25 protein-coding genes are annotated in these 25,101 nt (G+C 47.9%); 16 read left to right on the forward strand and 9 right to left on the reverse strand.

The window, feature by feature from the left end; all coding sequences use genetic code 11:
- Nucleotides 1-106 precede the first annotated feature (106 nt).
- Nucleotides 107-1,741 carry an ABC-F family ATPase gene (locus MEALZ_RS02975; RefSeq protein ID WP_014147112.1) on the forward strand — a complete coding sequence of 545 codons (1,635 nt, stop codon included), beginning with the start codon at nucleotides 107-109 and terminating at the stop codon, nucleotides 1,739-1,741.
- 753 nt (nucleotides 1,742-2,494) lie between these two features.
- Nucleotides 2,495-2,749, forward strand: coding sequence for a membrane protein insertion efficiency factor YidD (gene yidD, locus MEALZ_RS21410; RefSeq protein WP_084685275.1), 255 nt, complete (start codon nucleotides 2,495-2,497; stop codon nucleotides 2,747-2,749).
- A 205-nt stretch (nucleotides 2,750-2,954) separates the two neighbouring features.
- On the opposite strand, the gene MEALZ_RS02980 is transcribed toward yidD, so the two are convergent.
- Nucleotides 2,955-3,344 (reverse strand): hypothetical protein, encoded by a 390-nt coding sequence (locus MEALZ_RS02980; protein ID WP_014147113.1) that lies wholly within the window; start codon nucleotides 3,342-3,344, stop codon nucleotides 2,955-2,957.
- 62 nt (nucleotides 3,345-3,406) lie between these two features.
- Nucleotides 3,407-3,610, reverse strand: coding sequence for a hypothetical protein (locus tag MEALZ_RS22535; RefSeq protein ID WP_162472907.1), 204 nt, complete (start codon nucleotides 3,608-3,610; stop codon nucleotides 3,407-3,409).
- On the opposite strand from MEALZ_RS22535, the gene MEALZ_RS02985 reads away from it, so the two are divergent.
- From MEALZ_RS02985 to MEALZ_RS03045, 13 genes are all read left to right on the forward strand, one after another.
- Complete coding sequence (locus tag MEALZ_RS02985; protein WP_014147115.1) at nucleotides 3,609-5,729, forward strand: HAD-IIB family hydrolase; 2,121 nt, start codon at nucleotides 3,609-3,611, stop codon at nucleotides 5,727-5,729. The genes MEALZ_RS22535 and MEALZ_RS02985 overlap by 2 nt on opposite strands.
- Before the next feature lie 18 nt (nucleotides 5,730-5,747).
- Nucleotides 5,748-6,596 (forward strand): HAD-IIB family hydrolase, encoded by an 849-nt coding sequence (locus MEALZ_RS02990; protein ID WP_014147116.1) that lies wholly within the window; start codon nucleotides 5,748-5,750, stop codon nucleotides 6,594-6,596.
- Nucleotides 6,589-7,476, forward strand: coding sequence for a PfkB family carbohydrate kinase (locus tag MEALZ_RS02995; protein WP_014147117.1), 888 nt, complete (start codon nucleotides 6,589-6,591; stop codon nucleotides 7,474-7,476). Before MEALZ_RS02990 ends, MEALZ_RS02995 begins: the two co-directional genes overlap by 8 nt.
- A gap of 81 nt (nucleotides 7,477-7,557) precedes the next feature.
- Entirely contained in the window at nucleotides 7,558-9,513 is a 1,956-nt protein-coding gene (locus MEALZ_RS03000) for an amylosucrase (protein WP_014147118.1), read from the forward strand.
- A 102-nt stretch (nucleotides 9,514-9,615) separates the two neighbouring features.
- Entirely contained in the window at nucleotides 9,616-10,275 is a 660-nt protein-coding gene (locus MEALZ_RS03005; RefSeq protein WP_014147119.1) for an ABC transporter ATP-binding protein, read from the forward strand.
- On the forward strand, nucleotides 10,262-11,056 hold the full coding sequence (locus tag MEALZ_RS03010) for an ABC transporter permease (RefSeq protein ID WP_014147120.1): 795 nt from the start codon (nucleotides 10,262-10,264) through the stop codon (nucleotides 11,054-11,056). Before MEALZ_RS03005 ends, MEALZ_RS03010 begins: the two co-directional genes overlap by 14 nt.
- A gap of 200 nt (nucleotides 11,057-11,256) precedes the next feature.
- Nucleotides 11,257-11,655 carry a YjfI family protein gene (locus MEALZ_RS03015; RefSeq protein WP_014147121.1) on the forward strand — a complete coding sequence of 133 codons (399 nt, stop codon included), beginning with the start codon at nucleotides 11,257-11,259 and terminating at the stop codon, nucleotides 11,653-11,655.
- A gap of 3 nt (nucleotides 11,656-11,658) precedes the next feature.
- Nucleotides 11,659-12,342, forward strand: a complete 684-nt coding sequence (locus MEALZ_RS03020) for a PspA/IM30 family protein (protein WP_014147122.1) — start codon at nucleotides 11,659-11,661, stop codon at nucleotides 12,340-12,342.
- A gap of 518 nt (nucleotides 12,343-12,860) precedes the next feature.
- A complete protein-coding gene (locus MEALZ_RS03025) occupies nucleotides 12,861-13,907 on the forward strand; it encodes a potassium channel family protein (RefSeq protein ID WP_014147123.1) in 1,047 nt (348 codons plus the stop codon).
- A complete protein-coding gene (locus tag MEALZ_RS03030) occupies nucleotides 13,900-14,547 on the forward strand; it encodes a YjfK family protein (protein WP_014147124.1) in 648 nt (215 codons plus the stop codon). The genes MEALZ_RS03025 and MEALZ_RS03030 overlap by 8 nt, the downstream gene beginning before the upstream one ends.
- 352 nt (nucleotides 14,548-14,899) lie before the next feature.
- Nucleotides 14,900-15,316, forward strand: a complete 417-nt coding sequence (locus MEALZ_RS03035; protein WP_014147125.1) for a DUF350 domain-containing protein — start codon at nucleotides 14,900-14,902, stop codon at nucleotides 15,314-15,316.
- Nucleotides 15,317-15,327: 11 nt separating this feature from the next.
- On the forward strand, nucleotides 15,328-15,963 hold the full coding sequence (locus MEALZ_RS03040) for a DUF1190 family protein (protein WP_014147126.1): 636 nt from the start codon (nucleotides 15,328-15,330) through the stop codon (nucleotides 15,961-15,963).
- A gap of 4 nt (nucleotides 15,964-15,967) precedes the next feature.
- A complete protein-coding gene (locus MEALZ_RS03045) occupies nucleotides 15,968-17,131 on the forward strand; it encodes a glutathionylspermidine synthase family protein (RefSeq protein ID WP_014147127.1) in 1,164 nt (387 codons plus the stop codon).
- 192 nt (nucleotides 17,132-17,323) lie between these two features.
- Here the strand turns inward: MEALZ_RS03045 and MEALZ_RS03050 are convergent, their stop codons facing one another.
- Nucleotides 17,324-17,767, reverse strand: coding sequence for a YtoQ family protein (locus MEALZ_RS03050; RefSeq protein ID WP_014147128.1), 444 nt, complete (start codon nucleotides 17,765-17,767; stop codon nucleotides 17,324-17,326).
- Between the two features lie 345 nt (nucleotides 17,768-18,112).
- Here MEALZ_RS03050 and MEALZ_RS03055 point away from each other — a divergent pair, with 345 nt between their 5' ends.
- Nucleotides 18,113-18,442, forward strand: a complete 330-nt coding sequence (locus tag MEALZ_RS03055; RefSeq protein ID WP_014147129.1) for a DUF1820 family protein — start codon at nucleotides 18,113-18,115, stop codon at nucleotides 18,440-18,442.
- A gap of 876 nt (nucleotides 18,443-19,318) precedes the next feature.
- On the opposite strand, the gene MEALZ_RS03060 is transcribed toward MEALZ_RS03055, so the two are convergent.
- From MEALZ_RS03060 to hisC, 6 genes are all read right to left on the reverse strand, one after another.
- Nucleotides 19,319-19,696, reverse strand: coding sequence for a ClpXP protease specificity-enhancing factor (locus MEALZ_RS03060; protein ID WP_014147130.1), 378 nt, complete (start codon nucleotides 19,694-19,696; stop codon nucleotides 19,319-19,321).
- On the reverse strand, nucleotides 19,693-20,298 hold the full coding sequence (locus MEALZ_RS03065) for a glutathione S-transferase N-terminal domain-containing protein (protein WP_084685279.1): 606 nt from the start codon (nucleotides 20,296-20,298) through the stop codon (nucleotides 19,693-19,695). Before MEALZ_RS03065 ends, MEALZ_RS03060 begins: the two co-directional genes overlap by 4 nt.
- Before the next feature lie 400 nt (nucleotides 20,299-20,698).
- A complete protein-coding gene (locus MEALZ_RS03070) occupies nucleotides 20,699-21,421 on the reverse strand; it encodes a cytochrome c1 (protein WP_014147133.1) in 723 nt (240 codons plus the stop codon).
- Between the two features lie 2 nt (nucleotides 21,422-21,423).
- The gene (locus MEALZ_RS03075) at nucleotides 21,424-22,812 is read right to left on the reverse strand and encodes a cytochrome b (RefSeq protein ID WP_014147134.1); all 1,389 of its coding nucleotides are present in this window, start codon (nucleotides 22,810-22,812) and stop codon (nucleotides 21,424-21,426) included.
- Complete coding sequence (petA, locus tag MEALZ_RS03080; RefSeq protein ID WP_014147135.1) at nucleotides 22,809-23,408, reverse strand: ubiquinol-cytochrome c reductase iron-sulfur subunit; 600 nt, start codon at nucleotides 23,406-23,408, stop codon at nucleotides 22,809-22,811. Before petA ends, MEALZ_RS03075 begins: the two co-directional genes overlap by 4 nt.
- A 564-nt stretch (nucleotides 23,409-23,972) precedes the next feature.
- A complete protein-coding gene (gene hisC, locus MEALZ_RS03085) occupies nucleotides 23,973-25,067 on the reverse strand; it encodes a histidinol-phosphate transaminase (RefSeq protein WP_014147136.1) in 1,095 nt (364 codons plus the stop codon).
- Between the last annotated feature and the right edge of the window lie 34 nt (nucleotides 25,068-25,101).

The following is a 25,101-nucleotide window of genomic DNA, read 5'->3' on the forward strand; positions in this document are numbered from 1 at the left end:
GTCTCGTTATTCCAAGCCGATCGGCTCTTTTTGAAAACTAGATGTTTTTTCGCTCGAATGGGCGTAATTTTAATTAACTCTCTTTTACCCTGCTAAACCGGTTAAAATGGGCGGTTTTTTACAACACTTATCCATCCGGAACAAAATCTTGATTTCAACAGCTAATATCACCATGCAATTCGGGGCAAAACCCCTGTTTGAAAATATTTCCGTCAAATTCGGTGAGGGCAACCGTTACGGCCTGATCGGAGCTAACGGTTGCGGTAAATCGACTCTCATGAAAATTCTAAGCGGCGAATTGGAGCCTTCCGCCGGTAACGTTAGTATCGGTCCTAATGAACGTTTGGGGAATTTGCGGCAGGATCAATTTGCGTTCGAGACGTTTACAGTGCTGGATACCGTCATCATGGGCCGTGAAGAGCTATGGCGCGTTAAACAGGAGCGCGACCGCATTTATTCGCTGCCGGAAATGAGCGAAGAAGAAGGGATGCAAGTTGCCGAACTGGAAGTGGAGTTCGCGGAACTGGATGGGTATACCGCCGAATCCCGCGCTGGCGAATTGCTGCTAGGCTTGGATATTCCGCAGGAACAACATGCCGGATTGATGAGCGCCGTTGCGCCCGGCTGGAAATTGCGCGTATTGTTAGCGCAAGCCTTATTCGCGGATCCCGATATTCTGCTGTTGGATGAGCCGACTAACAACCTTGATATCAACACGATTCGCTGGCTGGAAAACATTTTGAACGAGCGCGACTCGACGATGATTATTATTTCGCATGACCGCCACTTTTTAAATAGCGTCTGTACGCACATGGCGGATTTGGATTATGGCGAACTGCGTATTTATCCGGGGAATTACGACGAATACATGACCGCGGTCACCGAAGTGCGCGAACGTCTGCTGGCCGGCAATGCTAAAAAGAAAGCCCAAATTGCCGAGTTGCAAACCTTCGTCAGCCGGTTTTCGGCCAATGCCTCGAAAGCCAAGCAAGCCACTTCACGCGCCAGACAATTGGAAAAAATCAAGCTGGACGAAGTGAAGCCGTCTAGTCGAGTTAATCCCTTCATTCGTTTCGATCAAGATAAAAAGCTGCATCGCTTGGCGTTGGAAGTGGAAGGTTTGAGCAAAGGTTACGGCGCCGAACCCTTGTTCAAAAATCTCAAGCTCGTGGTTTCGGTCGGCGAACGCGTCGCCGTGATCGGTCCTAACGGCATCGGTAAAACCACCTTGCTCCGCACACTGGTGCGCGATTTGATTGCCGATGAAGGGGTAATAAAATGGTCCGAAAATTCCAGCGTCGGTTATTATGCGCAGGACCACGCCGGCGACTTTGCCGAAGAGATTACGTTGACGGAATGGATGGGCCAATGGCGGCAACCCGGCGATGACGATCAAACTATTCGAGGCACTTTAGGGCGCTTGTTGTTTTCGCAAGACGACATTCACAAATCTGTCAAAGTGCTGTCCGGCGGCGAAAAGGGGCGGATGCTGTTCGGCAAATTGATTTTGCAAAAAAACAATATCATGGTCATGGACGAGCCAACCAACCACTTGGATATGGAATCGATAGAATCGTTGAATACCGCGCTGGAAAACTACCCCGGAACGCTGGTTTTCGTCAGTCATGACCGCGAGTTCGTGTCCTCGTTGGCAACGCGGATCATTGAATTGACTCCGCAGGGTATCGTCGATTTTAACGGCAATTATGAGGATTATTTGGCCAGCCAAAGTTTGAATTAAGGCTGAGGGTACGGTAAACAATAAACTCCCTAAAGCTACTCAAGCGGAGCGTTTTCAAATATCAATAAATCGAGAGTGCTCTTTTACAGTAAGGAATATGCACAAAATAACTCCTGATTAGCAAGATGCTTCAGCTTGCCGAAGCCAAGTGTCCGAGCAGGGGCTAGTCGTAGTCGCAAAAACTAAAATATGCTGTTACCCAAGCTCCAGCTTGGGTAACCTGTTCAGGAAGCTCTAGCTTCCCGATAATCAAGAAAGATTGAACGAGCGAGTCGGGGGTAATTGAGAATGCGCGGAAGTTGTGTCGGTCTCAGGAAGCTGGAGCTTCCGGTGTGTCTTTTCCAAGCTGGAGCGTGATGTGGGTTGGCCGCTTTTAGCTTGACGCGCATGGCTTGCGGACCCCGCCCTGCTAAGGATATGCTGATCTTTGGGCTTTAGCTGAAGAAATTTGCTAATCAGGAAATAACTTCTATAAGTAGTAGGCTTTGCTGCGGTTCGGTGACTCGCTTGAAAGGACGCCGTGAATACGTCCATGTAGGCTTGACGGCGGCGACTGATTGCCAAGGATGGCATGAATGCAGATTTTGCAGGAGCAAAAATCTGCCCTGCCGCCGACACCTGTCAATCGAGCCACCGCCCCCCCTTTCAACAGTTGTCTAAGTTATTTCAGCTCGTTCCTAAGTAAGTAAGAAGTATGTTTGGCGCTGGGTTATGCTTAAGCGCAATTTGTTTTGATTTTTGGAGAATTTGACGATGTTGACTGAAGGGTTGCAATCTTTGTTGCTTGGAATAGTCCGTTTTTACCGGCTTGTCATTTCTCCTCTTTTGCCGCCTTCGTGCCGGTATCAGCCTACCTGTTCCGAATATGCGATAGAAGCGATCACTCGACATGGTCCATTTAAAGGTTTGTGGCTAACATTAAAAAGACTTGGTCGATGTCATCCATGGGGCAGTCACGGCTATGACCCGGTTCCGCCCAAAGAGCCGGGCACGACCAATAAGTCCTGAATATGCGCTATTTTTCGGCAAATAGGTACTCAAAAAGCCGGTCGTGTTATTGACCCGGAAACGGACGTTAATCAGTCGGCGAAGGATTTCGCGATAAATAACGTTTGGGGTTATGCTTTCGCACATCAAATTTCGGCAGTGCCTGAGGAGGCGCCGAATTTTGATCTGCGATGGGTATATACAACGTGAATTGATTGCCTGCGTGTTATTTTTTGGTCATGAAAAAATAATTCGATCGGCATTTAAGAATCATGTTGTCGTTTTCTTTTTCAATTGCGGTGCAAGTTTCCATTCTAGAACGGCCCGGCGCGGCTTGTTTAACCAATTTGCCGTCTTCGACTGAATAGTTCAATACTGCGCGCAGTGTATCGATCCGGGCGTGAACGTCCGATTCTTGAGACTTTCCTTCCATAGTACCGTCTTCCCTGAACGTCCAGGTAGTATTCAAGCTTCTTGATTTGGTGCCTTCGCGGTCGACCGATTCCTTATCGATTTGCCAGGTGCCGAGTAGGTCGGCTTGGGTTAATTGAACATCGGCATTCACGGAAAAAGCAAAAAATAGGAGTGTAAAAGTTGAAAGTTTAGCGAATTTCATAATAAAACCTTTTAAGTTTGATTTTTAAGAGTCGAGGATTGTAGCACAGAAAAGCCTTTCAATTAGTATGGTAATGAATAATAACCCAGTAAATTCATTGGTTTATAATTGGTTCGTTTGTGATCACCGGCAATAATCCCGGCTGCTTTCATGGATGATAACTCGGGGGAAGTGGCTTGATAGACTCTGAGAGTTAGCGTCACTTGAGATAGTTGTTCGTGAATGAGAGAATACAATTCATCTCCAGCTGAAATGAGTTCGATCATGACGAGCAAGAAGGTTTCGCATTATATTCTTTTGATCAGTGTTCACGGCCTGATACGCGGACGAGATTTAGAACTGGGACGCGATGCCGATACCGGAGGTCAGACCAAGTATGTCGTGGATTTAGCGAGGGCTTTAGCTTATCAACCTTCGGTAGGTCGGGTTGATTTAGCAACGCGATTGGTTGACGATCCCGAGGTTGGTGCAGATTATCGCGAAGCGCTTGAGCCGCTGGATAAAAGCGCGCAAATCGTCCGGATTCCGGCCGGCCCCGAAGGCTATATCAAGAAAGAGGAGCTTTGGGATTATCTCGATATTTTCGCCGACAATTTGTTGGAGTGGCTCCGGCAGCAGACGCGTATGCCGGACGTGATTCATAGCCATTATGCCGACGCCGGCTATGTTGGTGTGCGGTTGTCGCTTTTAACCGGTATCCCATTGGTGCATACCGGGCATTCACTGGGCAGAGACAAGCTCGGTCGTTTGCTTGCAATGGGCTTATCGAGTGATTTGATCGAGCAGCGTTATCATATTTCCAAAAGAATCAGCGCCGAAGAGGATGTGCTGGCCAATGCCGAATTGGTCGTGACCAGTACCCGCAACGAGATTGCCGAACAATACGAGCTCTACGACTATTATCAGCCGGAACGCATGGTCGTGATTCCGCCGGGAACCGATCTGGAGCAGTTTCATCCTCCTGAAAACAAGGTAAAAATAGCCTTCGGCAAATCGCTGGAGACTTTTTTGAATAATCCTAAAAAACCGATGATTCTGGCTTTGTCGCGTCCTGACGAACGCAAGAACATTGTTTCGTTAGTTCATGCTTACGGCGAGTCCCCCGAATTACAGAAATTAGCGAATTTAGTGATCGTAGCCGGTAATCGCGACGATATCCGGGAAATGGACGAAGGCGCGCAAGCGGTGTTGACCGAAATTCTATTATTGGTCGATTACTATGATTTATACGGCCATATTGCGATCCCTAAGCACCACAAACAGGAGGATGTTCCGGATATCTATCGCTTGGCCGCGCTATCGAAAGGCGTGTTCGTCAATCCGGCATTGACCGAGCCGTTCGGTTTGACTTTACTCGAGGCGGCCGCATGCGGATTGCCGCTGGTCGCGACCGAAAACGGCGGCCCGGTCGATATTATCGGTGCTTGCCATAACGGTATTCTCGTCGATCCGCTAGATAGCAGTGCGATAGCGAATGCGTTGCTGGAAATTTTAAGTAGCCCGAAAAAATGGGAAAAATTTTCCGAAAAAGGCCTTAAAAATGTTCGGAAACGCTATTCCTGGAATACGCATGCACAAAAGTATCTTGAGACGATACAGCCATTATTGGAGCATCATCCGGAGTTTCCGAAAGTGGCGCGCGTGCGAGGCGATTTGAGCTATCGCGATCGAGCCGTTTTTTCCGATATCGATCAAAGTTTATTGGGCAGCGCCGAAGGTTTAAAAGCATTTGCTGCTTATTTGGCCGAGAATCGAAAAAAAGTTTTTTTCGGTGTCGCGACCGGCCGCAGGCTCGATTCGGCAATGGCAATTTTAAAGAGAAACGGCCTGCCGGTACCGGATGTTTTAATCACCAGCTTGGGAACCGAAATTGTCTATTCGCCGCAAATGACGCCGGACAGCGCTTGGGCAAGACATATCGATTATCACTGGAATAGCAAGGCCATACGCCGCATTATCGGGGAATTGCCCGGTTTGACTTTACAGCCCAAAAGCGAGCAAAGCCGATTTAAGATTTCCTATCATTACGATGCCGAGCAGGCGCCTACGGTAGAAGAAATTCAGACATTGTTGCGTCAGGAGGAGCAGGCGGTCAATGTGTATATATCCTTCGGGCAATTTTTCGACATCGTTCCGGTGCGTGCATCGAAAGGTTTGGCCTTGCGTTATTTCGCCCAGCAGTGGAATCTGCCGTTGGAGCGTATTCTAGTCGCCGGCGGTTCCGGCGCCGATGAAGACATGATGCAGGGTAATACCTTGGCGGTTGTCGTCGCTAATCGGCATCGCGAGGAATTGTCGGGTTTGCGCGAGCCCGAGAGGATTTATTTTGCGGCGCAACCCTTTGCGCTCGGTATCATCGAGGCAATAGAACATTATGATTTTTAAGTGACTGAGAGCAGAATTATGACCGATCGGCTTTTGCTTTGTACCGACCTTGATCGAACCTTATTGCCGAACGGCAATGTGCCGGAATCGGCGATGGCGAGGGTTTATTTCAAGGCCTTGGCGCGGCATCCCGGGGCCACGCTGGCATATGTGACCGGTAGGCATCAGGCCTTAGTCCAGCAAGCGATAGCCGAATACGATTTGCCGTTGCCGGATTACGTGATCGGCGATGTCGGTACTACGATTTATCAAATCGTCGATCATGAATGGCAAGAGTGGTCGCAATGGAGTCATGAAATCGAACCGGATTGGGCCGGACGCGAACATGCCGAGATGCATCGTTTGTTCAGCGAATTATCCGAATTAACGCTACAGGAAGGCGCGAAGCAAAATCGTTTCAAGCTCAGTTATTATGTATCGGCAGCAATCGATCCGAAGCCTTTGTTGACTGAAATGAGAAAACGCTTGGCGTCGCACTCGACTCGAGCAGAGCTCATTTACAGTGTCGACGAAACCACACGTACTGGGTTGCTGGATGTTTTACCGGCTTGCGCGACTAAGTTCCATGCAGTCGAGTTTTTAATGAAGCAGCTCGGCTTTTGTTTGGATAACACGGTTTTTGCCGGCGATAGCGGTAACGATCTACCGGTGTTGACTAGCCCGATTAACTCGGTGTTGGTCGCCAATGCGACCGACGAGGTACGCAAGCAGGCGCTGCAATTGGCTCGGGAGCAATCGACCGAGCAATCCTTGTATTTGGCTGAAGGCGGTTTTCTCGGAATGAACGGCAATTACAGTGCCGGTATTTTAGAAGGCGTTGTGCATTATTTACCCGAAATCAAACACTGGATAATTGGCGATGAATAAAAATCCGATCACTATTTTCGGCGAGGTTTTGTTCGATCATTTTCCCGACGGCAGTCGGGTGCTCGGCGGCGCGCCGTTCAATGTCGCCTGGCATTTGCAGGCCTTCCGGCAAGAACCGCATTTCATCAGTCGTGTCGGTCAGGATGCGACCGGAGACTCGGTCATTGCCGCAATGCATAAGTGGGGCATGGATATGTCGGGTTTGCAAAGGGATAGCCGGCATCCTACCGGTGTCGTCGATATCGTCATCGAGCAGGGCGAGCCCGCCTATACGATCGTGCCGGAACAAGCCTACGATTATATTGATGAAGACGAGCTTCAAGATACGGATCGTCCCGGTTTGCTTTATCACGGCACGCTGTCCTTGCGTCAGCCGGTTTCAAGGGCGGCTTTGGACGTTCTTAAAGACGCACACAAGGGGCGTATATTCATGGATGTCAATTTGCGCGAACCTTGGTGGCAAAAAGACCAGGTGCTTGAATGGCTCGGTCAAGCCGATTGGGTCAAGCTGAATCATCATGAGTTGGCGGCGCTTTATCCGGTTTCGGGCGATCTTAAGGCCGATATGCGGCGCTTTGTCGAGCTTTACCGATTACAAGGATTGATTGTCACGAGCGGGAAGCAAGGTGCGTTTGCGACTGATCATCAGGGTGTGTCGTGCCGGGTTACGCCGGGCGAAATCGCCCAAGTCATCGATACGGTCGGTGCCGGCGATGCGTTCGCTTCGGTGATGCTACTCGGGCTCAATCTCGATTGGCCGCTGCAAATCACGATGGAACGCGCGCAAGCATTTGCCTCGGCCATGGTCGGCCAAAGAGGCGCGACGGTCAGAGATCCTGTCTTTTATGAACCGTTTATAGCGGCTTGGGATCTAGACTAAGCTATCTTTCTTTAGTCGTTACCGGGCCGAGCCTTAGCGCTGCCGGTTTACGAAACTTTACATTTTCTCCGCATCCTAACCATGTACGAACAGATTTCGCATTCCTTATTAAATGAAATTTTAGATGATCTCAAGCCGGAAATCCGCAGGCAGGATTTGCGGCATTTTTACACGCGTCTCGGCGCGAATTTTTATGCGATTCATAATCTGTTTCATCATCTATACGGCCGCCGCGACGATTTCAAAGAGCAAATGCTCAAGCTGGTCGAAACCTTGGCTCGACAATATATTCAGCGACCGGAAGAGTTGGAAAAACTCGATATCGCGCGGGAAAACGATCATAACTGGTTTCTGAATCAAAAATGGGTCGGCATGGCTTTGTATAGCGCCGGGTTTGCCGACGACTTGGCCGGCGTGGCGGATAATACCTCTTATTTTCAAGAGCTCGGCATCAATTTGGTGCACATCATGCCGATACTCGAGTGTCCTACCGGTCGCAGCGACGGCGGTTATGCGGTCAGTAATTTCCGGCAGATCGATAGCCGTGTCGGCAAATTAGAAGATTTGCAGCGGGTTTCAAGCGAGTTCAGAAAGCGCGATATTCTGTTGACTTTGGACGTTGTGTTGAATCATACCTCGGACGAGCATGAATGGGCTCAGCGGGCGAAGGCAGGAGAGCAAAAATATCAAGATTATTATTACATCTTCGATAATCGTGAAATTCCCGATATGTTCGAGCAAAGTATGCCCGAAATTTTTCCGGAAACCGCTCCGGGAAATTTTACCTGGGACGAAACTTTGCAGAAATGGGTAATGACGGTCTTCAATGATTATCAATGGGATCTCAACTACAGCAACCCTTCGGTATTTATTGAAATGCTCGACGTGATTCTCTTTTGGATCAATCAAGGCGCCGATATTATCCGGCTCGATGCGGTTGCATTTTTATGGAAGAAGATGGGCACGACTTGTCAAAACGAACGCGAAGCGCATCTGTTGCTGCAGTTGATGAAAGACTGTTGCCAAGTAACAGCGCCGGGGTCTTTGTTCATTGCCGAAGCGATTGTCGCACCGGTCGAGATTACTAAATATTTCGGCGAGGACGCGATTATCGCGAAAGAGTGTGAAATCGCCTATAACGCGACTTTGATGGCCTTGCTTTGGGATGCGTTGGCGACGCGCAATAGCAAATTACTGTATCAGGGCTTGAAAAGCCTGCCCGATAAATTGGAGCGAGCGACTTGGTTGAATTATGTGCGTTGCCATGACGATATCGGGCTAGGTTTCGATGACAACGATGTGCGGCATGTCGGTTATGATCCGGTCGCGCATCGTCGTTTTTTGGTCGATTTCTATACAGGGGCTTATGAGGATTCGATCGCGAGCGGCGTGCCGTTCATGCGTAATGAGAAAACCGGCGATGCGCGGATTGCCGGATCGCTGGCTTCGTTGGCCGGCCTTGAGACGGCGATTCAGTCCGATGACGAACATGCGATCGATATTGCGTTGAACAAAATCATATTAATGCATAGCGTGATATTTTCATTCGGCGGCCTTCCGCTTCTGTATTACGGCGATGAGATCGCGACCTTTAATGATCACAGTTATCTCGATCAACCCGATAAGGCTAATGACAGTCGCTGGATTCACCGGCCTAAGATCGATTGGGAGCGGGCCGAGCAACGTAAGAAACAAGGTACGGTCGAGTATGCCGTATTTAGCGCATTGAAAAAAATGATCGCGATTCGCAAGGAAACCACGGCTTTTGCCGACTTCAATAATCGACAGTTGATCGAATGCGAAAACCCGCATATTTTTTCGTTTATCCGTTACGATCATAACCGGCCTTCGGAACAAGTGCTGGTGATTTGTAATTTCAGCGAACAACCTCAGCGTATCAAGATGGAAAAATTTAATACGGCGGGGTTTGGCATTTACGGACAAGTCAGCGATTTATACACCGGCAAGCGTCCGACTGAATTCGACCAGCAACTGGTCATTCAGCCGTGCCAGTTTTATTGGTTAACTGAGTATTAAATAGTAGAGAATAGTTAGCAGTTAGCAGTTAGCAGTTAGCAGTGAATAGTGAATAGGGGGATTTTTGTGTTCTAGCGTTTGTTCCTTTAAATCATTAAATCAATGAATCCAATCATTCGATTCGATCAAGTATCGGTAGCGGTTCGTGAAAAAACCATCCTATCCAATATTAGTTTTGCCCTGTTCCCCGGCGAAAAAACTGTTTTATGCGGTAAGTCGGGTTCCGGCAAGAGTAGCGTGTTGAGAGCATTTATCGGGCTTCATGCCGTCGCCGGGGGCGTCTATTTTCAGCAAATGCAGTTGACTCCTGCATCGGTCCATACGATTCGAAGTGCGACGGCCTATATCGGCCAAGAGCCCATACTTGGCGCCGAGACCGTGCGCGAAGCTTTATTATTGCCTTTTCAGTTTAAAATCCATCGGAATCAACGGCCTCCGGATGCTCGGCTGGGTGAAGTACTGAATCGCTTGCATCTGACGGTCGATATTTTAAAGCGGAAATGTAGCCGAATTTCCGGTGGTGAAAAACAACGGATTGCATTGGCCCGAGGGCTGCTATTAGGTAAAAGCTTGTATTTGTTGGATGAGATTACCAGCGCATTGGATGCGGAAAGCAAACAAGCTGTATTCGATGTGTTTTCCGACCCTCAATTAACGGTGCTTTCGGTCGCTCACGATACGGAGTGGTTGGCGCGCTGCGATCGTATTTTAGAACTGGACGCGGGCCGCTTAGTTCGGGAAAGAACATATGGAAACGCTTGATATCGAACTGCCGCGAATGGCGCTGCTCTATGGTCTTTGTCTATTGCCTTGGTTGTTGCTGCGAATGCTTGGCTTGCTGCTGAGCCGGGATATCGGCATTAGCGTCCTAAGGATGAGCGTGCAGTTGGCTTTGGTCGGGTTTTATTTGAAATGGCTATTCGAACTCAACAATCCTTGGTTCAATGGCTTATGGATACTGGTGATGCTTTTGGTCGCCGATTTCAGCATTTTACGCCGAGCGGGGCTTAAGGTGCGTTATTTTGCCTTGGTCACGTTTATAGCCATTGCTTTCAGTATTCTGTTCTCTGCTGCATTTTTGGTGTTTTGGGTAATACGGCCGGCGCTTTTTTACGATGCGAGGTATATCGTTCCGTTGGCCGGCATGATTCTAGGCAACTGTCTACAAGGCAACGTGATCGCATTGGAACGATTCTATTCGGCATTACGCAAGAACGAGAACGAGTACGCGACTTTTTTGATGCTAGGCGCAACGCGTATAGAGGCAGTTCGGCCATATTTTCGAGATGCGATAAAAGCTGCAATCAATCCGACGATCGCCGGCATGGCGACGATGGGATTGGTTTCTTTGCCCGGCATGATGACCGGACAGATTCTCGGCGGCAGCGAACCCTGGGTGGCCGTAAAATATCAAATCGCAATTATGGTCTGTATTTTCACTAGTACCACGCTGGCTACGATCATCAATTTAAAGCTTAGCTTAAAAAGCGCATTCAATGATTTTGATGTGTTGAGAGACGAAGTGATAGATAAACGGTCTTGATGGTTAAGAATCTCGTTCGGTTTTGTCAGGGACGGAGCGCCTGTCGAGGGCTATAGCTCATCAATCGTCGAAATTAGATTCGGCCGTATTTCACAAAAACTGATGATTTTGTTCTACCTTTTATATGTTAAAAACAGGTTTGTGCTATCTTAATCCTTTTTGGCAGGCTCTTTTGCCGATGTCATGCTACAGGAGAAACTATGAGTTGGAATCTTATCGAATTGGAAAGTCTATTGAATGAAAGCGGCGATTATCAAGTTGCTAGGGAAGAATCTTGTTTGCGTATCACTAATGGCGACGGACTAGATGCTTATCTGGCGGTTAGCGGCGAACAAATCCTGGTCGAGTCGGTATTATTCGCAAAAAAAGAGATTAAAGACTGCGCCTTGCTCAATGAAGATATATTGAGAACTCATCAAATTTTTCCCTTAACGGCTATTGCTATTACTCATATCGATGATGAAGATTATTATATGGCTTTCGGGGCATTGTCGAGTCAGTCAAAAGAAGAGAGTATTATCATCGAAGTCGATACACTGTTCCAGAATGTGCGTGCATTTTTGGATGCCTACCAAAATCATTTGATTAATGGAGTTTAAGCTATGAGTGTTTGGAATAAATTAGTCACTGCGATCAAGGGCGGCGCTAACGAAGCGGCAGAGGCTGTTGCAGATAGTCAGGCTTTGCGTATTTTGGATCAAGAAATTCGGGAAGCGAAAGAAGAACTGCGTAAATCCGACCATGCTTTGACTCAAATCATGGCGAAAAGAAAACTGGCGGAACAAAAGGTATCCGGTTTACAAACCTCGGTTGTCGATTATGAGAGTCACGCGCGCAGGGCGGCCGAGAGCGATAGGCAGTTGGCGCTGGAATGTGCGCAAAAAGTCGTGGAATTACGCGAGCAAATGGACGCAGAGCAGCAATACGTTAATCAATTCAAACAGTCGGAGCAAACGCTGCGTCATAAAATTGCCGAGGCGAAAGCGAATTTACGACGAATGGAACAACAAGTCGACATGGTTAAAGCCACCGAGTCGGTACAAAAAGCCCAAGTTTCGGTTTCTTCTCGGCATTTGGGCGCGAACAGCAAAATGAAAACGGCGGCGGAATCCTTAAAGCGTATTCAAGATCGGCAAAACCAGCGCTCCGCCGAGCTGGAAGCCGCCGAAGAATTGCTTGGCGAGGAAAGCGGCGACGCGCTTGAGGCCAAATTGAAAGCGGCAGGCATCACCGGTTCCAACGCAAATGCCGATAGCGAGCTGGAGCGCATTCTCGGCGGTCGTTGAACCTAATGAGCTAGTTCCTTTATACTCAAAAAATGGCGTAACTATTCAGCGCATGCGGTAGGTTGGTGTCAGGCATTGATTTTTAAGGACGCGTGAATACATCCCTGTAAGCTCTGACTGCAACGTCCTGTTGCAGACAGCCTTATAAATCAATGCCTGACACCTTCTCATACATGACTTATGCTGAATAATTACAAAATGGCTAATGATTTCGGGATAAATAACGTCTTGAAGCTATGGACTTTGTTGAGGGTTCGGTAACTCTTTTGGATATACCCCTCGTAGATCAAAATTCGGCACCGGGGTGCCAGTCAAAGGACGCCGTGAACCCAGCACCTAAATTTCATAGGTCTTTGGCAACGATTCAAAATCATGGCTTATTTAGGTGCTGGATTTAGGTAGTGGGTGAATACGTACCTGTAGGTTCTATGCTTCCTCACCTAACGCTAGGTGAGGGATCGCAAACCTGGCGCCTCTTCTGGCACTGCCGAAATTTGAAGTGCGAAAGGTATAGTTAGATGATTGTCCTTTATAAACTTAAGCGATTTTTTATTCAGCATTGCATTATCTTGAGTTGGCAAGGTGCGGCTCTCGCTTTGTTGCTTTATGTGAGCATTAGCTATGCCTTGCTTTTTCTTTGCGGCGAAACGGATTTACTGGCTTTGCCGGACTTTCCGTATTGGTTGATAGTCACCGCATCGACCGTCGGTTACGGCGATTTATCTCCTCAGACACATGGCGGCAAAATGACGGCCGCATTGTTCGTGATTCCGTTCGGCTTGAGCCTGTTTGCGATGTTCTTAGGTCGGGTCGCTGTTTTTGCGGCCTACCATTGGAAAAAAGGAGTAAATGGTTTGAAACAATTAAACTGCACCAATCACATTTTGGTGATCGGCTGGGGCGAAATGCGGACCTTGCACCTCATCAGATTGCTGCTCCGTGAACAATTTGGTGCTTTAGAAACGCATAAGATAGTGCTGTGCGCGAAAGCCGAGATCGAGAACCCGATGCCGGATCAAATCGATTTCGTTAAGGTCGATAGTTATAACGATGACGTGCAAATGGATCGAGCATGTCTTGAAAAAGCCTCGACGATCATTATCGATACGCCCGAAGATGATGTCACGATGACGACCGCACTGTATTGTGCAAGTCGTAATAAAAGCGCGCACATGATAGCTTATTTCAATGATGAAAAACTGAGCCAATTACTGAAAACGCATTGCCCGAACATTGAATGCACGCCTTCGGTAGATGTCGAGATGCTGGCTAAATCCGCCATGCATCCAGGCTCCAGCGCGTTGCATCAGGATTTGTTGAATGTTCAGGACGGCATGACGCAGTATTCGATCAAATATCCGGCTCAATCCAAAAGTGTTTTATTAGGCGATTTGTTTTTTCCGCTTAAACAAAAACACGATGCGATTCTGCTCGCTGTCGGCGACTCCAAAGGCAGTGTCATCCTAAACCCACCGTTGACACACATGATTCATCCGGGCACGATGATCTATTACATTGCCGATGAGCGCATCGACGGTCTTAATTGGGAGAAGCTGTGTGTTTAGCAAATGGTTCAAAAAAAACGATGCTCAAGAAACAATCCGGAGTCCTGAAGTTATCGGTTTGCGGCTAGGCGGCGCATTCGAGTTGGATGCGCTGCGGCTCAAGCTGGTCGAACCCTTGCTTATTTTTGAAGGTGCCGCCAAAACCCAGTTTATTCAGGCGGTTGGTGAAGTTAAGTTGGACAGCAGCAGTACGCTGCTGCGTTTTTACACTGACGACGACAGCTTTGTACAAGTCCTGTTAAGCGGCGGCATGACGGAAAATCATATCGAAGACGTCAAGCTTTGGTATTTTTACGATACCAAGGCTGTTGGCAGCCAAGCCGATTGGGATCGCTTAATCAATACCGATATTAGTCGGCCGGAATATACACTTGAGGGTCACCGATTTCTTAGGGTTTGGGAAGGTGTCGGCAATTCCTCGCCGCCGGTAGCCATGACTGAAACGACTTATACGGAAACCGACGGTACGAGCGAAACCGATCAATTCGTGATGCTCTACGAAAGACCGGTCGATGATACGTTGGATGAATTCGCATTGGTTTCAGGGGAAGAAAAAATAATAAATGGGCATGCCGACCGTTGCTTGGTCATCGCGACCGGCATCAATTTGCAGTCGGCTGATATCACAATTATCGGTTAAGTTATTTTCTGTTGTATTACCGCCGCCTGGTGCCGATTATACTCATCGTAGATGAAAATTCGGCCTCGGGGTGCTCGTTAAAGGACGCCGTAAACCCAGCACCTAAATTATCCAAGACAATTAACCATGGCCAATGAGTTATGGAATTTAGGTGCTGGGTAAATACGTCCATGTAGGCTCTATGCCAGCCCCATGCTGGCAAAGCCTTTATGAACGCTATGGATGGCGTGAATGTCGATTTTGCAGGAGCAAAAATCGACCTAGCACCCCGAGGCCTCCTCCGGCACTGCCGAGATTTGAAGTGCGAAAGGTATAGTTCAACCCTTCTTTAAAACAACACTAGGAGTCAACTGTGGACGCTTTGATAAATTCTCTGATGGGCCTCAGCAATTTCGCAATGTATTTTTTCTCTTCATTGGCTTTGCTACTGATTTTTAAATTTCTGTATGCATTGATCACGCCTCATGATGAATGGAAATTGGTCAAGGAGGATAAAAACGTAGCGGCCGCGATTGGTTTCATCGGTGCTGTCATCGGCTTCGCGATCGCGATTGCAGGAGCGGCCTCCAATTCTGTTTCGTTGCTGGATTTTTGGTTATGGTCCGTTTTCGCATTAATCGCTCAGTTGCTTGCTTTTGCCATTATCCGCTTTATTTTCATGCCTAAAATCGTGCAAAGCATCAATGATAATGAAATATCCGCGGGCGTGGTCCTAGGCGGTTTTTCGATTGCGGTCGGTATTTTGAATGCGGCCTGCATGACCTACTGAGGAGCGATCACATGAAGCGCACAAAAAGCATCAATTTGGACCGAATGAAAAAAAACGGCCCGCGTTTTTGGCTCAAGCCGGTTGCTTTAGCGGTAGCGGGTGTCATGTTAAATGCATGCTCTGACGAAGAACGCGATGCACGGGTTTATACTAGCTTGGACGTTTGTAAGAGCGAAAATCCACAATATGCCGCAGACTGCGAAGCCGCTTATCGCAAGGCGCAGGAAGAGGCCGCTAAAACCGCGCCTAAGTATGCCTCGCGGCAAGACTGCGAGTCAGAATTCGGACTCAATCGCTGCACGACTTATCCGCATGCATCCGGACAAAATTGGTTTATGCCGGCAATGGCGGGATTTATGTTTGCCAGGGCGTTGGATTTTAATCGCGGCTACCAATCCCAACCGGTTTTTACCTCTTATCGCCGCAGCTCTCCTTTTTACAATAATTGGGTGACCGCCGATGGTCGAAGTTACGGCAGCAATCGCAGCACTAACGTAACCGTCGGTAGCGATGCCTTTCAATCCAAGCCCCCGGTCACCAGAACCATTTCTCGCGGCGGTTTCGGTTCGACGGTTGCGGCTAAATCGTCCTGGAGCGGTTCGAGCTCGACCCGGTCAAGTTCAAGAAGCAGCGGTTGGGGCGGCTAGCGACATGTTTCGTATGCCCATTCGGGAAAGATCGGGTTGGCGAAATTTGGCTCACGAGTACGGATTCCACTTTCATACGTTATATGGTGAGCCTTATTGGGACGAAACGGCCTACTATCGTTTTACTTTGCAGCAAATTGAAAAAGATATCGAAGAACCCAGCGAGGAGCTTCATCAGATGTGTCTCGAAGTCGTCGACCGAGTTGTCGATGATGAACGATTAATGGAAAAGTTTGGTATACCGGACATATTCAGAGATTTGCTTCGAGCCTCCTGGAAAAATCGTCAACCGAGCCTATATTCGCGGCTCGATTTTTCCTATGACGGCCGCAATCCCGCGAAACTTTACGAAAATAACGCGGACACGCCCACCAGTCTTTATGAATCGGGTTTCTGGCAATGGTTATGGCTTGAAGACAATGTCCGAAACGGAGAGTTGCCGCGAGACTGTGATCAATTTAATTCCTTGCAGGAAAAACTGGTGCAGCGTTTAGGATCTATTCATGCTTCGACCGACGGCCGCGACTTTTACTTTAGTTGTTGCAAAGACAGCGAGGAAGATCGGGGAACAGTGCAATACCTTCAAGATTGCGCCGCAGAAGCGGGTATTCCTAATCGTTTCGTTTATGTCGAGGATATTGGGCAAGGGGAAAGCGGGGCATTTACCGACTTGGAGGATCGAGTCATTGAGCTCATATTCAAGCTTTATCCTTGGGAGTTCATGCTCAGCGAAGAATATGGACCGTTGTTGCTGAATAGTAGCACGCAATGGCTGGAGCCGCTGTGGAAATCGATTCTGTCCAATAAAGCGCTGTTGCCGATGTTATGGCAAATGTTTCCCGGCCACCCCAATCTTTTGCCGGCTTTTTTCGAAGATGATGTCGAATGGAGTCCAGGACTGGAGTTAGTCAAAAAGCCGTTATTTTCTAGGGAAGGCGCCAATGTGTCGTTATATAAAGGCGGTAAAAAGCTTTTTGGCACAGAAGGGCCTTACGGAAAAGAAGGTTTTATTTTCCAGGCTTATTATCCTTTGCCTAAATTCGGCGATAATCATACTCTGATCGGTTCATGGCTGGTTGACGATCAGCCGGCAGGAATTTCGATTCGTGAAGACAAGGCTATCGTCACTCAGAATTTATCTCGTTACTTACCGCATGTGATTGTCTAATTCGACTCCTTTCATACTGAAAAATCAGAGCCTTTTTCGATCGGATAGAAGAAAATAGGGTGCGGAATTTATGTTGGATTGCGTAATTTAACGCAATCCAACGATTCTTAGGACTCTGTGATAAAAATGTAGGATAGGCCGAACCCGCTACAAAATTCACAGCTCCTGGAAGTTATTTTTCATGAAATCTTGTTACTGCTGTGAGATGTATTTAAGGATCTCGATGACCTGGAGAGAATCTTGTGTGACGGCAAGGGCGGCCGCGTCGATTTCTTTCAGGGCGTGGGTCAGTTCGGGGTCATGCATCACGACGATAGGAATGCCCATGCCTATTGCAAGGCCGGCATCGAATGCCGCTTCCCATTGTTTGTATTTTTCTCCGAAACGGACGACGACCAGGTCGGCTTGACCGAGGTAATGATTATTACGTAGTGCGTTGATCTTGGCGCTTTTGTGATCGCGCCAGAAATTGTTTTCCTCCGGGCCCAAGATTTCAGCGCCAATGTTTTCGCTGATGTTGAGGTCGGTAATCGGCCCGAGCACTTCGATGTCCAGATCGTTGTTTTCGATGCCCTGAATGATTTGGTCGCGCCAATCGGTATGCGTTTCGCCGGATAAATATATTGTATAAGCCATAGGGTTACCTGCTTTGTGTGGTGGGTTTTCGCAAGGGTTTGAGCCTCAAGTGTCGGTTTTTACAATGAAGGACATAAGCGATTTGGTTTTTATACCTTTCGCACTTCAAATTTCGGTAGTACCCCCAGCTCCGAATATTGATCTACGATGGGTATATATGCTTCCGTTATTCGCTGATATTATTGCTTGCCTTCATCTGCGGTATAAAGATTGAGCAAAACGAATCTACGTCGCCATCCAATAATAACCGGCTTTTTTCGGGACGGCAGCAATATCTTAAATCTACGCTTTCGCGTTAGAATGGCAAACCATAAACGTTTATTTTATTGTAGGCAAGTATATTCAATGTCGGAAAAACTTATTTATAAAGTCGTGTTTGTCAATCAGGATCAAGTTTACGAGATTTATGCTAAAAACGTATACCAAGGAGATCTTTTCGGTTTTATTGTCGTCGAGGACTTTGTGTTTGGCGAAAAAAGCGCAATTGTAATTGATCCGTCAGAGGAGAGGCTCAGAATGGAATTCGAGGGTGTCAATCGCTCATTCATTCCGATGCACGAAATTATCAGAATCGATCAAGTCAAAAAAAGGGGGGTGGCTAAGATCATTGCACAGACGGACTCCGGAAAATCTTCGGGAAAAGTTTCGACGCTGTATTCCCCGGATAAAAAATAACAGCACGAATTTAGTGGGCGGTTAAGTTTTCTGTGCGATGTTCAGAAGGAAGAGAGTGAGGATTTGTTTTAGGCTATGTTCGCATTAGCAGTTTAAGAGGCTCTCTTGTCTGCTATATCCATCGCAGATCAAAATTCAGCGCAGGGTTCACGGCGTCCTGTCGGGCGAGCGTACCCTAATCAGTCCCTCATACTTTCACCTGATTAGCAAGATGCTTCAGCTTGCCGAAGCCAAGTGTCCGAGTCGTAGTCGCAAAAACTAAAATATGCTGTTACCCAAGCTCCAGCTTGGGTAACCTGTTCAGGAAGCTCTAGCTTCCCGACAATCAAGAAAGATTGAACGAGCGAGTTGGGGTTGATTGAGAATGTGCGGAGGTTGTGTCGGTCTCAGGAAGCTGGAGCTTGGGAAAGAGCGTGATGTGGGTTGGCCGTTTTTAGCTTGACGCGCATAGCTTGTGAACCCGTCCTGCTAGGGATATGCCGATCTTTGGGCTTTAGCTGAAGAAACTTGCTAATCAGGTGCTTTCATTTGCCGGGGTAATGATAGCTTCTTCATGATCGTTAGGTGCTAGGTAAATACGTTCACGTAAGTTTAATTTATCGACTCGGACTTTTCCATTCACCCTTCGACAAGCTCAGGGCGAACGGAAAAGTCCTTAACTTAAGGCAGTGAGGCTTAGCGGCGGCTATCACTGCCGCCAAACTCCCTTGCTCAAGGCGTTTTTCCTTGACAGACATATCCGCGCCTAAAATAGGTGAACGATTTTTTACTATGAAGGAGGCAATGTCTTATTCTTCACGTCCGTCATAGTTGCCGACCGGCTATTTCGAATACTTTTATCGCTATCCGTTAAATTTCGAGTATTGAGTGGTTGCTCTATTTAACGACACGCAATTGCGGACGAGACGGTTTTTTTTCCGGTGGAGGCTCGTCATCGCCCGAGTCTTCTTCACGGTCGAAAATCATTCCTTTGCCGTTTTCCTTGGCGTAAATGGCCATCACAGCTGGCATAGGTACGAGGATGTGCATGGGTTTGCCGCTGAAGCGTGCGTTGAACTCTATGTCTTCATTCCCCAGGGTAAGCCCTTGTATTGCTGGTGGATTAATGTTGAGTACGATTCTACCGTCCTCGACAAAATTACCAGGCAAAACGGCGCCTTCGTATTCGGCGTCGACTAATAAGTGCGGGGTCAGCTCGTTGTCTAAGATCCATTCATAGATCGAACGGATTAAGTAGGGTTTTAAAGATGTCATTTCGGGATTTCGTTCATTTCTTTTTCGGCGATGCTTAAGCTCACTGCGAAAGCCGGTCTGCGGAATAAACGATTGGCGTAGTTTTTTAATCCTTCGCCGGTCGTTGCGGTTTCTATGCCGAGAATAGGTAGGCGCCATAAGAGCGGAGCCATCACACAATCGATTAATGAAAATTCGTCGCTCATGAAAAAAGGACGCGCTTCGAATACCGGGGCCGCAGAAAGCAGGCTTTCCTTGAGCAGTTTCTTGGCTCGAGCGGATTTTTTTTCACCGGAATGAATAATTTCATTCATCAGTTCGTACCAGTCTTGATCGATACGTTTGATGATCATTCGGGCGTTGGCCCTGGAAACAGGGTCCATTTGATGGAGAGGGGGGTGCGGAAAACGTTCATCCAGATATTCCATGATGATGCGCGCATCATACAGGACTAGTCCGCGTTCCAGCAAGGTTGGCGAAGTGCCTGTTGGATTGAACTCTAATAAGTCCTCAGGCGGTTGGTTGATGTCATAATATTCAATGTCCGCCGCAATGGCTTTCTCATGAAGAACCAATCGGGCGCCGTGGCTCATCGCGCATGTCGGAGATGAAAAAAGAGTCATAGCGGATTTACGGGTAGTTGGTTGTGCCACGAATCATAACCTCATTAGGATACACGGAGTCTAAAATAGCGATTATATCATGAAAGATTCGACATTTTATTTGCTTGTATCCGTATCAGCAATTCCCAATTTGGGGATCAAAAAGGGTTTGGGGTGTGCTTAGCGAGGATATCGGCAGCAGGGGCAGAATTTTGCTCCTCGGCAATTGCTCCTGCACTGCCCTACTACATGCCATCCTTGGTGCTTAGCTGCCGCCAAGCCCCCATGGATGGGTTTACGGCGTTCCTCGACAGGCATACCCCATACCCTAAGATCGGCGAAAATGCTCAAACTGGGAATTGCTGTATCCGTATGAAGGTAGATGATACGGGTAAAACGTCCCTGTTTTACGAATGTGGGATTAATGAATGTCCTTCCAATACTCGCGTTTCAATAGATAGGCAAGTATGAAAATCATGAAAATGAAAAACAAAACATATTTGCCCATGCTTCGCCGCTCGAGTTGTCCAGGCTCTCCGACATAAACAAGGAAATTGACTAGATCGTTAATCATGCGATCAAAATCTTTTTCCGGAAGTTGTCCGGGAATTTCGGTAGCTAGTTTGTCAATGACTTGTTGGCCGCCGACTTTTTTGAATACCGGTTTTTGCTCGCCTTGCAGTTGCCATAAAACGTTCGGCATACCAACATCCGGAAAAACGACATTATTGACGCCGAGAGGCTTGGACGAGTCGGAATAAAAGCCTTTCAAATAACTGTAAAGCCAATCCGGTCCGCGTGACCGTGAAATCAGCGATAAGTCGGGCGGCATGATGCCGAACCATTTTTCGGCGTCATGGGCGTTCATCGCTGAATTCATCTTATCGTAGATGTTGGCGCCTTCCGGCGCGATATCTTTGAGTACTTTGTCTTTTTCAATATCAAAGTCGAGCGCTATCCTGAGATAACGAATATGTTTCACCGAATGGCAGCCTAAACAATAAGTCACAAAATGTTTTGCGCCGCGTTGTAACGAACCTTTGTCGCTGAGGTCGAAATCGGCGCTCTGGAGTTCGACGCCGCCTCCGGCGAACACGCCGAAAGACATCGACAACAGTATCAAGGTATTGAGTAATCTTTTCATAATTAATCCAAGCTGCCTTTAATTTTTTTTAAAAAACGGATGCTAACGGCGGATAACCCTTGGTAATTGAGTTTTCTGCTGAACAGGCCGGATTTTCCCTCTGTTTTCACCGTAACTTCATTGAAAGTTTCAACAAAATCCGGTATTCGATCCTCGAGGCTAGGTTGTTCGGTTAGACGGTCCGGTACAGGCTTGGTTTTTTCCCAGCGGGTATAGATCGGCATCAGTAAGAAAAAACCGAAATAAATGGCCGTTAAAACGCGTGCGACAGCGGTAGCGCCGGGCGTTGCGGGCTGAGTGCCCAGATAGCCTAGGCCGATAAAGCTGATTACGAAAAGCAATAGCGCTTTTTTATAGATGCCGCCGCGATAACGGATTGAGCGTACTTTGCTGCGATCAAGCCACGGTAGCAGGAACAGCACAGCTATGGAGCCACCCATCGCAATGACACCGGCAAACTTATCCGGGACCGCACGCAGAATCGCGTAGAAAGGGGTGAAGTACCAGACAGGAGCGATATGTTCCGGCGTTTTCAATGGATCGGCAGGTATGAAATTGGCGTGTTCGAGGAAGAATCCTCCCAGTTCCGGCATATAAAAAATAACGACTGCAAAAAAGAACATGAAGACCGCGAAGCCGACCAAGTCTTTGACAGTGTAGTAAGGGTGGAAGGGAATGCCGTCCAATGGTATGCCGTTGGCGTCTTTGTGTTTTTTGATGTCAATGCCGTCCGGGTTATTCGAGCCGACTTCGTGTAACGCGATGATATGCAGCAATACCAGCAATACCAGCACCAAAGGGACTGCGATGACGTGAAAGGCAAAGAATCGGTTCAAAGTTGCATCGGATACGACATAATCGCCCCTGATCCACAATGAGAGTTCTTCTCCGACGACCGGGATGGCGCTGAACAGCGAAATGATGACCTGGGCTCCCCAGTAAGACATTTGTCCCCAAGGAAGCAAGTAGCCCATGAACGCTTCGGCCATCAAAGCAACAAACAGCAGCATGCCGAAAATCCAGATTAGTTCACGCGGCTGTTTAAAAGAACCGTAGAGTAAGCCTCTAAACATATGTAGATAGATCACGATGAAAAATGCCGAAGCACCGGTCGAGTGCATGTAGCGGATTAACCAGCCCCAATTGACTTCGCGCATGATGTATTCGACTGAGTCGAAGGCCAATTTAGCGTCCGGTTTATAGTTCATCGTCAGCAATATGCCGGTGACGAATTGATTGACTAACACCAGCAAGGCGAGCGAGCCGAAAAAATACCAAAAGTTAAAATTCTTGGGCGCATAATAATGCGCCATGTGTTCGTTCCAGAACTTTGTCAGCGGAAAACGATCCAGTATCCAGTTGCCACAATCAGTCCAGCGGTTCGTTTTCATGCGCTTGTCTCCACGGTGTCTTCGCCAATGATGATCTGAGTTTCGCTAATATAGCGATAGGGTGGAATTTCAAGGTTGGTCGGAGCCGGAACGCCACGAAAAACCCGGCCGGCCAGATCGAACCAAGAGCCGTGGCAAGGGCAGAAAAAACCGCCTTTCCAGTCGGGGCCCAGGTCGGCCGGTGCGATTTCAGGCCGGAAGGTGGGCGAACAGCCCAGATGCGTGCATAAGCCGACGGCAACAAAAATTTCCGGCTTTAATGCGCGAGTTGGGTTTTTGGTGTACACCGGTTGTATGGATTCTGAAGACTGAGGGTCTCTGAGTTGGTCGTCCAATGTTTTCAGTGTTTCCAGCACTTCCGGTGTGCGGTTAAGAAGCCAAACCGGTTTACCGCGCCAAGCAACACGGATTAGCTGTCCCGGTTCCATTTTACTGATATCGACGGTGACCGGCGCGCCTGCGGCCATAGCTTTTGTGCTGGGTTGCATTTGCGCGAGAAAGGGAACCGCAATATAGCCGGTACCGACAGCTCCTACCACGGTCAGCGCCGAGGTTAGAAACTGGCGCTTGGATTTATCGACGCCTTCAATATTCATTTATTGCACTCCTGGTAAAGGCTGAGCCTCGTATACTTGATTTTTATAGTTTTCGACATCGCAATATACCATTATAGTTAGCGAAATTTGAAGCAGTTATAACGGTTGATTAATTCGTTTTTCGGGTTTTTCAACCGCTTTCTTTGTATGAGCAGTGTTTATGCGTCTTGTTTTTATAAGGATTGGTATTTAAATCCTTGAAATCAAGCAGCAATACGTTTTTATACCCATCTTAGATCAAAATTCGGTGCCGGCGGCATCCTGTCAAGCGAGTTACCGAACCCGCTACAAAGCCCAAAGTTTCAGGAAGCTATACCTTTCGCACTTCAAATTTCGGCAGTGCCAGAGGAGATGCCTGGGTGTCCGGTCGATTTTCGCTCCTCGGTAATTGCTCCTGCATTGCCCTAATACACGCCATCCATGGCGTTCATAAAGGCTTTGCCAGCATGGAGCTGGCATAAAGTCCCTGCGGGACGGGTTATTTAACCCGTCCCCAATGTTTCTGTTTTGCCAAGAAATACGAAAAGTATATGAAAGCACACGTTATGATAGGAATTTTTCTCGCTACCCATTTAGTTGTTCGAAACTTGACGATAACGCTTGCAAAAAGGCGTCATTTTCATCGGGCGTGCCGATCGTAACGCGTAGGCAATCCAGTAAGAGGCCGCCTTGAGGCGACAGGTTTTTGATTAAGATGCCTTTTGTCTTAAGCATTTCGAAGAGCGACGCGGCTTTATCGGGCGGCGTTCTAAATAAAATGAAATTAGCTTCGCTCGGGTAGGTAGTGATGCCTTCGATCGAACGTATTTCGAGCAATACTCGACTTCTTTCGCTTCGAATTTGTGAGGTTTGTTGCTTGAATAAATCGCTGTTGTTCAGCGCGAATTCGGCCGTTATTTGAGTCAGCGTATTGATGTTATAAGGCAGTCTAATTTTGTTCAATTCGCCGATAATAGAGGATTCTCCCACGATGTAGCCAAGACGAAGTCCGGCCAAACCGAGTTTCGAGAGAGTGCGCATCACCAGCAGGTTACTATATTCGCCGAGTACATCGATAAAGCTTTGGTCGGTGAATGGCGCATAGGCTTCGTCAACAACGACCAGTCCGGGAGTGGCTTCGATAATTTTTCTAATAGAAATTTCGCTGAACAGGTTGCCGGTGGGGTTGTTCGGGTAGGCCAGAAAAATAAGCGAAGGCTGGTGTTTGTCGATGGCCTCGAGCATGGCCGGCAAATCCAGGTCGAAATCGCCGGATAGAAGTGGGATGTCGATATAATCGAGCCCAAGGCATCGGCTCAATTGTCGATACATCACGAAGCCCGGCGATGGCGATAGTACCTTTGCGTGTGTGGGCAAGGCCATCAGTAGTAACTGTATGATTTCGTCAGAGCCATTGCCGAGCAGCATCTCCAAGTTCCCGGAAATACCATCGATCTTTTTCAGGGTAGCGCTTAGCCTTCGTGCTTCGGGGTCCGGGTAGCGATTGATTTCGGCCTCTTTGATAACGTCGAGCCATTCTTTTATGACCGGTTCCGGCCAGCGATAAGGATTTTCCATTGCGTCGAGTTTGATCAGTCCGCCGGCATCGGCGACTTTATAGGCCGATAGATCCAGCACTTCTTTACGGAAAATAGAGCTAATAAAATGAGATTGTGGCATGAGTCGGGTCAACGGTATTCAGGGTGATGGCTGG

Source organism: Methylotuvimicrobium alcaliphilum 20Z (genome assembly GCF_000968535.2).
In the GTDB taxonomy this organism is placed as follows: Bacteria; Pseudomonadota; Gammaproteobacteria; order Methylococcales; family Methylomonadaceae; genus Methylotuvimicrobium; species Methylotuvimicrobium alcaliphilum.